The sequence below is a fragment of the Proteus sp. CA142267 genome, assembly GCF_003336825.1.
Lineage (GTDB): Bacteria > Pseudomonadota > Gammaproteobacteria > Enterobacterales > Enterobacteriaceae > Proteus > Proteus terrae.
This window is the reverse complement of record NZ_QPMG01000001.1, coordinates 567,883-581,813: the sequence shown is the minus strand read 5'-3', so window position 1 is coordinate 581,813 and position 13,931 is coordinate 567,883. Positions and strand designations below refer to the sequence as shown.

Genomic DNA, 13,931 nt, shown 5'->3' with positions numbered 1-13,931 from the left:
CCTACTTTTAAAAAATTACATTAATAAACGGCCGATTGAAGCACTGGAGTTAGTCATGGAGTTAACCATTTTATCTAACTGTTGGAACTGGTTTTTATAACGTTCCATCGTGGCTGCAATATTACGTTCCGTATTTTTAATTTGGCTATCTAATGTTTTCTTGCGTTTTTTCACGCCATCAGTGGCAACATCTAAAGTACCATCATTAGATTGCAGGGTTTTCTTTAGGTAATTATAGGTTTGAGTACCAAAGCCGGTTTCTTTACCATCACCCATAAAAAACTCTTTCACGTTAGCGGGTTTTTCCTTTAACGCTTCATCCAGTTTTTTGCTATCAATATCTAAAGAACCATCAACTTTAAACTTAATACCCATTTTATTAAGGGTATCTAAGTCTGAAGTGCCTTGTGAGCTAGTTACAAAGCTTTTTAGCTCAGACATAATCATACGGCTGGTGGTATCACCGAGTAATACACCATTGTCTTTAGATGCCGCTTCGCCTTTCTCTACTTGAGTATATTTAGTCAGAGATTTATAGGTACTGTTTAACTCGTTATAAGCGTCTGTCCAAGCTTGGATCGCTTTTTTCATTGGCTCAATATCACGAGCAACAGTCACTATTTCAGGCTTATCAACGCTGTCTTTATTATCGTCAGTCTTTTTCTTAAGGTTTAAGATGATCCCTTCAGGAGCATCTTTAATCTCATTAGTTTGACGTTCAATTTCAATACCATTAATCGTTAATTTGGCATTATTTGCTTTAACGATCTCTTGCATTGCTCCACTTTTACTGTTTGAAGAATAGCTAATGAAATCATTGAGTTCATCATCGCCTTCCACTTTAACGGTCATTTCTGACTCTGTACCTTCTTTACGAGAAGTCAGTACTAAGTGGTTAACGCCATCTTTTGCTTTAACGATAGTGGCAGAAACATTACCCTCTTTTTTATTGATTGCATCACGCAATTCAATCATCGAGGTTTGATCGTCAGTTAATTCAATACGTAATGGTTTTTCTTCACCAGGTTGGGTAATCACTAAGGTACGTTTATTACCTTCACCTAACGTTTTTCCAAGAGGTACTTTTACATCGCTTACAGCTTTTGATTTCAATGTTTGCGCATGAGCAAGCTCTTTAATGGATACGGTATAGTTACCAATACTGGCTTTACCATCCGTTGTCACTTTAAATGCATCAAACTCATCGTCTACTTTTGTTGCAACAATCTTGTCGAATTTTTTTAAATCTTCAGAAGCTTTTTGTAATTTATCTAGCTGACCACGAATTTTACCGTAAGCGGTAATTTTCGCTTCGTAGCTTTTCATCTGTTTATCAAGGGGTTCAAGGCGTTTATTTTCCGCCGCCTCTAATTGTGCCAATGTTTGGCTAAGAGGCATCCCTGAGCCCACGCCTAGTGAAGCAATACCAGCCATACCGGTCTCCTTTCTGTGTTCGTAAAATAATCCTCAAAAAGCGTTATCGGTAGAATCGGCGAAAAGTTTACGTCTATTTGGTATTTTTGATGACTTAAACAGGCTGCCATATAGAAGCCTTTTATTGCTATTGATAACCAAAGTCGAATTTTGATAACTGAAAAGTGGCTTGAGATAAAAAGTGATAAAAATTTAATAAAAAAATAATAAATTAATTTCTTTATTTATCATTGAGTTGATATTAATTCTATAAAAAATCACAGAAATATTTGTAGGAAAAGTTAAAGGTTGTATGTGGGGTGCCGATAAACTTGTTGCCGGTGATTGACACCGTAAATGAATAGGCAAACTTTTATTTTATCGACTTGATTTTAAAGGAATCTAGCTATGGCACAAGTCATTAATACCAACTATCTATCTCTGGTAACTCAAAACAACCTGAACAAATCTCAGGGAGCTTTAGGAAGTGCAATCGAGCGTCTGTCTTCTGGTCTGCGTATCAACAGCGCTAAAGACGATGCAGCGGGTCAAGCGATTGCTAACCGTTTCACTTCTAACGTAAATGGTTTAACTCAAGCTTCACGTAATGCGAACGATGGTATCTCTATCGCTCAAACTACTGAAGGTGCTCTGAACGAAATCAACAACAACTTACAACGTATCCGTGAGTTAACAGTTCAAGCTAAAAACGGTACTAACTCTAACTCAGACATCACTTCAATCCAAAACGAAGTTACTGAGCGTTTAGCAGAAATCAACCGTATCTCTGAACAAACTCAGTTCAACGGCGTTAAAGTACTGAGCGGTGAGAAGTCAGAAATGACTATCCAAGTTGGTACTAACGATAAAGAAGTTATCAAATTTAACTTAGATAAAATTGATAACGACACTTTAGGTGTTTCAAAAGAAAAACTGTTCACTGAAACTACAGCTAAAAAAGGCGTAACTGAAGCTGGTAACGCTATCGCTGCTAATGCAATCGGTGTTGCTGGTGCAACTTCATACGATTCAGGTACAGTAAAAGAATATAAAGTAGACGGTACTATTTCTGCTGATAAAGTAATCTTCAACGATGGTACTAAAGACTACCTCGTAAACAAAAGCGATTTCGCACTGGAAGGTGCTGACAAAGCTAAGTTTACTGGTACTAAAAGCGCAGCTAACGAATTTACAGCAAACGCTGGTAAAGACGTTAAAACTTTAGATGTTAAAGAAGACGCTCTGGCTACTTTAGACGAAGCTATCAATAAAATTGATGAAAGCCGTTCTAAATTAGGTGCGATTCAAAACCGTTTTGAATCTACTATCAACAACCTGAACAACACTGTTAACAACTTATCTGCTTCACGTAGCCGTATCTTAGATGCTGACTATGCAACAGAAGTTTCTAACATGAGCCGTGGTCAAATCCTGCAACAAGCTGGTACTTCAGTACTTGCTCAAGCAAACCAAGTACCACAATCAGTTCTGTCTCTGTTACGTTAATTCATACACTGACACAAAAGATACCTTTCTATATTCAAAAGGTCCTCGTAAGAGGGCCTTTTTTCGTTTTTATTTTTTTCTCAATTAATTCTCTTTTCTTTAAAATCAATAAGTTCTTAAAAATTAACTGACTGGCTTTTATTGCTATTTTCGCGACGCCAAAAACCGTAAAACCCTCGAAATTGATGACGATAGTGTATAGGTAACGTTATTACAGTGACGTAATAACCCACCTATTCATTGAAAAATATTTTAAAATCAAGTCGAAGGAATATTGTATGCCACAAGTTATTATGACTAATCCAACCTCATTGGTTGCTCAAAGCAATTTAAATCGTTCACAAGGTTTATTAAATACAGCTATCCAACGTCTTTCTTCGGGGCTACGTATAAATAGTGCAAAGGATGATGCTGCAGGACAAGCAATTGCGAACCGCTTTACATCAAATATAAATGGTTTAACACAAGCCTCTCGTAATGCGAATGATGGTATTTCCGTTGCACAAACTACAGAAGGCGCACTGAACGAAATTAATAACAACTTACAGCGTATTCGTGAATTAACTGTTCAAGCTAAAAATGGTACCAATTCAAATTCAGATATCACGTCTATTCAAAATGAAGTCACTGAACGTTTTGCTGAAATTGATCGTATTTCTGAACAAACACAATTTAATGGCGTAAAAGTATTAAGTGGTGATTCAGAGATGTCGATTCAAGTTGGTAGTAACGATAAAGAAGCGATTAAATTTAAATTAGATAAAATTAATAATGATACTTTAGGGGTGGGGAATGATAAGTTATATACCGAAACAACGGTGAAAAAAGGTGAAAAGAAAGCAAGTGCTACTAATGCTGATCTTGTTGATCTGGGGGTTGCTGGTGGTACTGCACTGAAAGGTGGTTTAACCGTTAAGAAATACGAAGAAGATGGCAAAGTTATTGCTGGTAAATTCGTTGCAAGTGAAAACGGTGTAGATTACTTAGTTACGGCTTCTGACTTTGAAGCTGATAATACTAAGCTTACTCAAATCAACTTAAAAACGACTTCAGCTGTTAATAGTAACAAATTCACTCCCAGCACAGGCGTTGATGTAAAAATACTCACTGTTAATGATGATGCACTCTCAACATTAGATAGCGCGATTAATAAAGTGGACGAAGCACGATCAAAATTAGGTGCAGTGCAAAACCGTTTTGAATCAACAATTAACAATCTGAACAACACTGTTAATAATTTAACTGCTTCACGTAGCCGTATTTTAGATACGGATTATTCAACAGAAGTTTCAAATATGAGTAAAAACCAAATCTTACAACAAGCAGGTACATCCGTCTTAGCACAAGCGAATCAAATGCCTCAAAATGTGTTATCACTATTACGTTAATTCGTACACTGACAAAAACGGTACCTTTCTATATCCAAAAGGTCCTCGCAAGAGGGCCTTTTTTCGTTTTTATTTTTTTCTCAATTAATTCTCTTTTCTTTAAAATCAATAAGTTCTTAAAAATTAACTGACTGGCTTTTATTGCTATTTTCGCGACGCCAAAAACCGTAAAACCTTCGAAATTGATGACGATAGTATTTAAGCAACGTTATTACAGCGACGTAATAACTCACCTATTCATTGAAAAATATTTTGAAATCAAGTTGAAGGAATATTGTATGCCACAAGTTATTATGACTAACCCAACCTCATTGGTTGCTCAAAGCAATTTAAATCGTTCACAAGGTTTATTAAATACAGCTATCCAGCGTCTTTCTTCGGGGCTACGCATAAATAGTGCAAAGGATGATGCCGCAGGACAAGCAATTGCTAACCGCTTTACGTCAAATATAAATGGTTTAACACAAGCCTCTCGTAATGCGAATGATGGTATTTCCGTTGCACAAACTACAGAAGGTGCGTTGAACGAAATTAATAATAACTTACAACGTATTCGTGAATTAACTGTTCAAGCAAAAAATGGCACCAATTCAAATTCAGATATCACGTCTATTCAAAATGAAGTCACTGAACGTTTTGCTGAAATTGATCGTATTTCTGAACAAACACAATTTAATGGCGTAAGAGTATTAAGTGGTGATTCAGAGATGTCGATTCAAGTTGGTAGTAACGATAAAGAAGCGATTAAATTTAAATTAGATAAAATTAATAATGATACTTTAGGGGTGGGGAACGATAAGTTATATACCGAAACAACGGTTAAGAAAGGTGTAACTGAAAAGGGAGCTGCTGTGGCAAAAAGTGAGCTTAATAAAATTGTAGCAGGTGCAACTCAAATGTCAGGTGCTGACACTTTGTCTGCATATAAGGAAGATGGTAACGAAGTCACAGGAAAATATATCTATCATGATGATTCTGGTTCTAAAGACTATTTAGTTTCAGCATCTGATCTTGAATTAACAGGTAGTAAAAATGATGCAGTGAGCATAAAAGCAGCATCAAAAATGAAGGCTAACGAATTCACTTCCAGTGTAGGTACTGATGTTAAAACATTAACTGTAAATGATGATGCACTCTCAACATTAGATAGCGCGATTAATAAAGTAGACGAAGCACGTTCAAAATTAGGTGCAGTGCAAAACCGTTTTGAATCAACAATTAACAATCTGAACAACACTGTTAATAATTTAACTGCTTCACGTAGCCGTATTTTAGATACGGATTATTCAACAGAAGTTTCAAATATGAGTAAAAACCAAATCTTACAACAAGCAGGTACATCCGTCTTAGCACAAGCGAATCAAATGCCTCAAAATGTGTTATCATTATTACGTTAATTTTCTCTTGAAATAATCCTCAATTAACACCCACTTCAATTTTTTGCAGTGGGTGTTTTTTCATCAAAACAGTCGTTTTTTTAATTAATCATTTATGAGTATTCCAACTCGTGAATTAGACGCTAAAATCCCACAAAATAAAATACTATGATTTATATGTTATTTTTTTATGAACAGAATGCACATTCAATGCATCAATTTCTTTTAATGAGATAAATTATCAATTTAATTAACGGTTTTTCCAAGGATTAGCAGTGGATGTTTTAAGGTAAAGTAGTTCTCGTAATGCAATGACAAATTAATTTATCAATGAAAACCCGATTATTGCTGAAAATTTGGCATAGGTGAAAAAGAGGCGCTTTTGCTTCACTGTTCAGCCGATTGCTAAATTTATTTCGCCAGATAATGGTTTCCGGTCTTTTATCCAAAGGTGTCTTTTGTTGTGAGTGATTTGTATACCGCCGAAGGCGTGATGGACAAAAATAGCCTCTGGGAGCGATATGTCCCGTTGGTTCGCCATGAAGCATTACGATTACAGGTCAAGTTACCTGCGAGTGTTGAATTGGATGATCTTTTGCAAGCAGGTGGAATTGGGTTGCTAAATGCCGTTGAGCGTTATGACTCAATGCAAGGTGCTGCCTTTACCACTTATGCTGTTCAACGTATCCGTGGCTCTATGTTAGATGAGCTGCGCAGTCGAGATTGGGCGCCACGTAGTGTGCGTCGCAATGCAAGAGAAGTAACACATTCTATTCATCAATTAGAGCAGGATCTAGGACGACCACCATTAGAACAGGAAGTTGCTGATCATTTGCAGATTGAGTTAGCAGAATACCGGCAGATCCTATTGGATACGAATAACAGCCAATTGTTCTCTTATGACGAATGGCATGAAATTTACGGTGAAAGCTGTGAACCGTCTCAAGACGAAGATCATGATGACAATCCATTACAGATGTTATTAGAAAGTGATATTCGCCAAAGAGTCATAGACGCGATAGAATTGCTTCCCGAAAGGGAAAAAATGGTTCTTACTCTGTATTATCAGGAAGAACTTAATTTGAAAGAAATAGGCGCAGTGCTTAATGTCGGGGAATCCCGCGTGAGCCAGCTACACAGCCAAGCCATAAAAAGGCTGCGAGCACGCTTAAACCCAGAGAAATAGAAGTTTTGCTTATTTTTGTTTTTGTTTATTAAGACTACAACACAGGGCTTTATCTCTTATGTCTGTTTCAACACAAAAGAAACGGCCGCTAAGCCGTTACATTAAAGACTATAAACACAGCCAGACTCATTGTCTACATTGCCACAAGGCGCTTGATCGGATCTCTCTCGTATTCAATCGCCAAGTTATCAATAAAGAAGCCATTTCTGAAATGACTGATCTAATTGATGATGAAACGTGGGAAACGTTACAAGAGAAGTTCTCTGCGCTATGCCGTTTTTGTAGTGAGATTTACTGTAATAGTGAAACTGATTACTTTGACATTATGTCTTTTAAGCAGTATTTGTTTGAACAAACGGAGATGAGCCACAGTACTGTTCGTGAGTATGTGGTTCGTTTACGTCGGCTCGATGAATTACTGACTTCCACTAATTTTCCTCGTCAAGAGTTTACGACAGAGAAAATTCAGTCAGACCTGAGTAAAAAGCTCACTCCCTCTGCATTTAGTAACTACAATATTGCACTACGTAAGTACGAGCAATATCTTGATTGGTGCCAAGAGCCTCCATCAATGAGTAGCAGTCACTAATTGCGCTCAAGAGAGACCTTAAAAGGAGTAGCCTAGCCTGCTCCTTTTTCTATTCTATTAATCCTAAATCCTTCCTATTTTTTCTTGCTTAATTTCTTTTTTATTTCTAAAACTATCTATCAACGATAAAAAGCAATGTTGTACTAAGTAAATTGCATCAATAGATAAAAAAAGCGCCCACAGTGGGGCGCAAGTTTCAGGTATTCATAAAGATATAATTAAATCAACTTCTAGGTTGACTTGGGCATAAGTATATTTACTAAACTAATTCGTCGCGAATAGTAAATATAAAAAAAGTGAGAACAGTCACAGCATTAAAAAAAATAACACTTTTGACTATCTCTTTAGAAATAATAGGGTAATAAAAGAAAAAACCACCTTTAAGAAAACAGACTTTAAAGGTGGTCTCAAAGACAAGGAGAGAAAGAGAAGGGGTAATTAACTAATCGTCATTAAGCTTGCATTACCTCCAGCTGCCGCTGTATTAATGCTTAATGCTCTTTCATGCAATAAACGCTCTAACAATATACCTGTTTCACCACGAGAGAATCCTTGAACAGAAATTATAGCCCCTTTGCGTTGAGCAATTTTCTGGCAAGTCTCACGTAATTGGTCACCATCACCATGGTAAATCACAGCATTTATTTTCAGTGACTCATCATTCCAGCTTTCAGTCAATGTAATGGCTTTTCTGACAATATCAGGTAATTCACGATATGTTTTTTGTGAGAATGGGCTATTAACGACAATGGCATGACAACCAGAGGCGAGAACAGCAGCAATTTGAGTCAATGCATCTTGCTCGTTATCGGAAATACACAGTACATTGCCACAAGGAACTAATTGATAAGTATTGCGTTCGCCAGTAGGGCCCGGTAATACACGCAGTGTTCCTGCTTGGGATGCAAGGGCATATTTCTCTAAAGCTTCATAGTGTGGTTTATCCGCTTTGTTTGATAGCCATTCCATGTACTTATGATATGTCTGTAATAACGTATTACGCATAGAAGTATCAAGAGGAAGTGTCTCATCTTGGCGTGCTAGTGTTTGCGTTGCGGCATTTTCAGGGCGTTTAGATAACAAGCGATATAGATAAACAGGACCGCCTGCTTTTGGACCTGTACCCGATAATCCTTCACCCCCAAAAGGCTGAACACCCACAACTGCACCGACCATATTGCGGTTAACGTATAAATTTCCGACTTTAGCATTTGAGGCAACATAAGCAATGGTTTCATCAATACGCGTATGAACGCCCATTGTTAATCCGTATCCTGTTGCATTAATCTCTTCTAGCAAAGCGGGTAAATCTTGGCTTGCATAACGCACGACATGTAACACAGGGCCAAAGATTTCTTTCTTCAATGAACTGACTTTATCTAACTCAATTAAAGTCGGTTGAACAAAGGTACTGTGACTTTCAGCGTGTTTTGACAAACTATTGTGTGATGCTTGATAAATCTCGAAGCCAGTTGTACGCATAGATTGAATATGCTTCTCTATGCCTGATTTTGCTTCTTTATCGATAACAGGGCCAATGTCTGTAGATAGCAAACTTGGATCACCCATTGTTGCTTGTGCCATTGCACCTTTAAGCATCTCGATAGTACTCTCAGCCACTTCTTTTTGAATACATAACAGACGTAAAGCAGAGCAACGCTGACCTGCACTATCGTAAGCTGATGCCATTACATCAGTTACCACTTGCTCTGTTAATGCAGATGAATCAACAATCATGGCATTTAAGCCACCAGTTTCTGCCACTAAAGGCACTGGGCGACCTTCGCTGTCTAATCGACCAGCTAAGGTCTTTTGTAAAATATGAGCAACATCCGTTGAGCCTGTAAACATCACACCACGAACACGCTCATCTGCGACTAAACGTGCACCAATGGTTTCACCTTGCCCCGGTAACAGTTGTAGTGCAAAAGAAGGAACACCTGCTTGATGGAAAAGCTCAACGGCTTTCGATGCAATTAAAGGTGTCTGCTCTGCGGGTTTTGCTAGAACGGTATTACCTGCTGCTAAAGCTGCCGCAATTTGCCCGCTGAAGATAGCTAATGGGAAGTTCCAAGGGCTGATACAAACCACAGGCCCTAAAGGTCGATGTGTATTGTTATCAAAGTCTTGGGCGACTTGAGCTGCATAATAGTAGAGAAAATCAATGGCTTCGCGGACTTCAGCAATCGCATTGCTGTAAGTTTTACCTGCTTCGCGCACTAGTATTCCCATAAGAGGACCCATTTGTTGCTCCATTAATTCCGCAGCACGGATTAAAAATGAAGCTCTTTGCGCTGGTGGTGTTGCAAACCAGATTTCACCTTTTTCTTGAGCAATGGTTAAGGCAAAATCTGCCTCGGCTTCTGTGGCTTCTCTTACTGTACCGACAATATCCGCATGATTGGCAGGGTTTAATACAGATTGAGGTTCTTGTGTTTTTTCCGAAGAGCTAAACGTATCACCTAATAAAGGTTCGCAATGTATATTTTCAGTTGCTGATGTTAATAAGGCACTAGAAAGCGATGCCAAGCGATGTTCGTTTGACATATCAATGCCCGGTGAGTTCTTACGTTCATCACCATACAGTTTATGAGGAAGCGGAATTTTAGGATGAGAAAGTCCAACTTGGCCTTCGGCTTGAGCCATTCTATTCACTTCCTTGACTGGATCTGCCACTAACTCATCGAGAGAAATTGTGGTATCAGCAATTCGGTTTACAAATGATGTATTAGCTCCATTTTCAAGTAAGCGACGCACTAAATAGGCAAGTAATGTTTCATGAGTCCCTACGGGCGCATAAATACGACAAGGGCGGCCTAGTTTTCCGTCTGCAATTTTACCAACAACTTGAGCATAAAGTGGTTCACCCATACCGTGTAAACACTGGAACTCGTATTGTCCGGGGTAATAGTTTTGACCCGCTAAGTGATAAATTGCTGATAGTGTGTGCGCATTATGTGTAGCAAATTGCGGATAAATAAAATTAGGTGATGCGAGTAGTTTTTTCGCACAGGCTAGGTAAGAGACATCAGTATACACTTTGCGAGTATAAACAGGGTAATCTTCAAGTCCATCGATTTGAGCGCGTTTTACTTCGCTATCCCAATAGGCACCTTTCACTAAACGGATCATTAAGCGACGACGGCTACGACGAGCCAAATCAATCACATAATCAATAACTAATGGACAACGCTTTTGGTAAGCCTGAATAACAAAACCAATACCATTCCAACCTGCTAATTCAGGTTCAAAACAGAGTCTTTCAAGTAGATCGAGTGAAATCTCAAGTCTATCTGCTTCTTCTGCATCAATATTAATACCAATATCGTATTGCTTTGCTTGTAACGTTAATGAGAGTAGGCGAGGGTAAAGCTCTGACATAACTCGCTCATATTGAGAACGACTATAACGAGGATGTAATGCTGAAAGCTTGATAGATATTCCTGGGCCTTCATAAATGCCTCTGCCATTAGAGGCTTTACCAATGGCGTGGATGGCTTGTTGATAAGAGACTAGATAATCTTGTGCATCTTTTTCTGTTAATGCGGCTTCTCCTAACATGTCATAAGAGTAGCTAAAGCCTTTTTCTTCAAGTTTGCGTGCATTTGCGAGTGCTTGAGAAATCGTCTCACCAGTAACAAATTGCTCACCCATTAAACGCATCGCCATATCAACGCCTTTACGAACTAATGGCTCGCCACTTTTGGTGAGAATGCGATTTAAAGAGTTAGATAGCTTTTCTTCATTATGGGTAGAAACTAATTTACCTGTGAATAATAATCCCCATGTAGCTGCATTCACAAACATAGATTGGCTTTGTCCTAAGTGTGAGCGCCAGTTTCCATGACTGATTTTATCGCGGATAAGTGCATCACGAGTGGCTTTATCAGGAATACGTAATAAAGCTTCTGCTAAACACATTAAAGCGACACCTTCTTGTGAAGAAAGTGAGAATTCCTGTAATAGACCTTGAACTAGCCCCGAGCGTCCAACACCATTTTTCTGTTTACGTAATTTTTCGGCAATGGAATAGGCTAATTTATGCGTTGCTTGGGCTTCATTTTCAGGTAAAGTCGCTTGTTGTAATAACATAGGCACAGCTTGAGTTTCAGGTGTGCGATATGCAGAAGTAATTGCTGAGCGTAAAACAGACTGCGGGTGAATATGTTCAGCAAACTCCAAGAAAGGCTGATAATGAGCGGTTGGTATTTCAGTGCTTTCATCAATATCTTGCTCTGCAACTGTTGAGTGACCAAGATTAACCTGATCATTTTCGATTTGTTCTAGATAATCGAAAATAGCCTGTTTAATTAACCAATGCGATGTTCTATCTAATTTCTGTGCAGCTTCTTTTAATCTATTGCGGGTTTCTTCATCAAGTCTAACACCCATTGTTGTGCTACTCATGCAGTGCTCCTCATATTCTATTTCTAATTCACAAATACAGTTACCCGTTATTTTTATTAATATCATTCATGTTGCAACTTTGTGCAACATTGTTAACAATTTATTTATAAATAATGTGAAAGTAGTCAGGTTTTGTGGGTGATTAAAAATAGTGTAATTCGTTTTTTTTATTTATTTGCATATAAATCAATAAATTATATTTATTTTATTAATGTTTGCATTTATAATGTGACTTCGAATTAAGACAAATAGTGTGAAGTCATAAACAAAATTTAAACATTTAAACATTTAAACGTTAATTTCTTGTTAAATGCAGTTAACCTATTCTAGGATTGATGTGAATGCTTTATCTGTTGCTGTAAGAAATTATTTTAATTAAAAACTGAAAAGATCATTAATGCGCAACGAAGTGCAACGTTCCTGTACAAGTCAAAAGCATACCAATGATCGGAAACAGATTTATGGAGAACTGCAATTATGGCCCTAACTTCGCCAATGCTAATTACATTTACGATCTATATCTTAGGTATGCTTTTTATTGGCTACCTTGCTTATCGTTCAACGAAAAATTTTGATGATTATATTCTTGGCGGTCGACGACTAGGCAGTGTAGTTACTGCGTTGTCAGCGGGTGCTTCAGATATGAGTGGCTGGCTATTAATGGGATTGCCCGGTGTGGTTTTTTTCGCAGGTATTTCAGAAAGTTGGATAGCTATCGGGCTCTGTTTAGGTGCATGGTTAAATTGGCGTTTAGTTGCTGGGCGTTTACGTTTGCAAACTGAAAAAAATAATAATGCATTAACGCTGCCTGATTACCTAACATCGCGTTTTGATGATAAAAGCAAAATGCTACGTATCATCTCAGCGTTAGTTATTCTTACCTTCTTTACTATCTATTGTGCATCAGGTGTCGTTGCTGGTGGAATGTTGTTTGAATCTACGTTCCATATTCCTTATCACGAAGCGATGATTTATGGTGCACTTGCAACGATTGCATATACCTTTTTAGGTGGTTTTCTTGCTGTAAGTTGGACTGATACTGTTCAGGCAACTTTAATGATTTTTGCTCTGATCCTGACACCTATTATTGTTATTTTCTCAGTAGGTGGTATTGATACTTCTGTTGCCATCATTAAAGCAAAAGATCCCTCTTATTTGGATATGTTCAAAGGCCTTGATTTTATCGCCATTATTTCGTTATTAGCATGGGGATTAGGTTATTTTGGACAACCTCATATCCTTGCACGTTTTATGGCGGCTGACTCTAACCAAACTATTCGCAAAGCTCGTCGTATTGGTATGACATGGATGATCCTCTGTTTAGGAGGAACTGTTGCGGTTGGATTCTTTGGTATTGCTTACTTTGAAATGAATCCGGCACAAGCGGGTGCTGTAACAGCTAAAAATGAACGTATCTTTATGGAATTGGCTTCTCTGCTGTTTAATCCATGGATCGCAGGTATTCTGTTGTCTGCAATTTTAGCTGCGGTAATGAGCACATTAAGCTGTCAATTATTAGTCTGTGCAAGTGCATTAACTGAAGATTTATATAAACCATTTATTCGTAAAAGTGCGAGCCAAAAAGAGCTAGTTTGGGTAGGGCGTGGCATGGTGTTATTAGTGGCAATTATCGCAATCTTCTTAGCGCGTGATCCTAACAATAAGGTGCTTGATTTAGTCAGTAACGCGTGGGCAGGTTTTGGTGCCGCCTTTGGTCCTGTGATCCTTATTTCTGTTCTGTGGAAGCGCATGACCCGTAATGGTGCATTTGCTGGAATGTTGATTGGCGCTTTAACCGTACTAGTGTGGATGCAATATAAATGGTTTGGGTTATATGAAATTATTCCTGGTTTTATCTTTGCCTCTATCGCTATCGTTGTGATTAGTTTAATGGGTAAAGAACCAAGTAAAGAGAACCAACAGCGCTTTAATGAAGCTGAAGCTCAATATCGTAATACATAATAAAAGATAGCTATCAGCTAAATAAAAGGTCACTTTTTTTTAAAGTGACCTTTATTGTTTAATATCATTAATTCAAAATAGATAATTTTTATTAATAATAAGTA

Annotated in this window: 8 protein-coding genes; 6 read left to right on the top strand and 2 right to left on the bottom strand. The window is 37.9% G+C overall.

What is annotated here, in order from left to right; translation table 11 throughout:
* Window positions 1–15: 15 nt before the first annotated feature.
* Window positions 16–1,434 carry a flagellar filament capping protein FliD gene (gene fliD, locus C0T34_RS02665; protein WP_098942448.1) on the bottom strand — a complete coding sequence of 473 codons (1,419 nt, stop codon included), beginning with the start codon at window positions 1,432–1,434 and terminating at the stop codon, window positions 16–18.
* 387 nt (window positions 1,435–1,821) lie between these two features.
* Here fliD and C0T34_RS02660 point away from each other — a divergent pair, with 387 nt between their 5' ends.
* From C0T34_RS02660 to fliZ, 5 genes are all read left to right on the top strand, one after another.
* Window positions 1,822–2,919, top strand: a complete 1,098-nt coding sequence (locus C0T34_RS02660; protein ID WP_098942449.1) for a FliC/FljB family flagellin — start codon at window positions 1,822–1,824, stop codon at window positions 2,917–2,919.
* Window positions 2,920–3,197: 278 nt separating this feature from the next.
* Complete coding sequence (locus C0T34_RS02655) at window positions 3,198–4,307, top strand: FliC/FljB family flagellin (protein ID WP_109849665.1); 1,110 nt, start codon at window positions 3,198–3,200, stop codon at window positions 4,305–4,307.
* Between the two features lie 278 nt (window positions 4,308–4,585).
* Window positions 4,586–5,704, top strand: coding sequence for a FliC/FljB family flagellin (locus C0T34_RS02650; RefSeq protein WP_109849664.1), 1,119 nt, complete (start codon window positions 4,586–4,588; stop codon window positions 5,702–5,704).
* A gap of 442 nt (window positions 5,705–6,146) precedes the next feature.
* Entirely contained in the window at window positions 6,147–6,869 is a 723-nt protein-coding gene (locus C0T34_RS02645) for an RNA polymerase sigma factor FliA (RefSeq protein WP_036912728.1), read from the top strand.
* Between the two features lie 58 nt (window positions 6,870–6,927).
* On the top strand, window positions 6,928–7,458 hold the full coding sequence (gene fliZ / locus C0T34_RS02640) for a flagella biosynthesis regulatory protein FliZ (RefSeq protein WP_075673009.1): 531 nt from the start codon (window positions 6,928–6,930) through the stop codon (window positions 7,456–7,458).
* A gap of 438 nt (window positions 7,459–7,896) precedes the next feature.
* Here the strand turns inward: fliZ and putA are convergent, their stop codons facing one another.
* Window positions 7,897–11,865, bottom strand: a complete 3,969-nt coding sequence (putA, locus tag C0T34_RS02635; RefSeq protein ID WP_109849663.1) for a trifunctional transcriptional regulator/proline dehydrogenase/L-glutamate gamma-semialdehyde dehydrogenase — start codon at window positions 11,863–11,865, stop codon at window positions 7,897–7,899.
* Between the two features lie 477 nt (window positions 11,866–12,342).
* Here putA and putP point away from each other — a divergent pair, with 477 nt between their 5' ends.
* On the top strand, window positions 12,343–13,827 hold the full coding sequence (putP, locus tag C0T34_RS02630; RefSeq protein ID WP_098942453.1) for a sodium/proline symporter PutP: 1,485 nt from the start codon (window positions 12,343–12,345) through the stop codon (window positions 13,825–13,827).
* Window positions 13,828–13,931 lie beyond the last annotated feature (104 nt).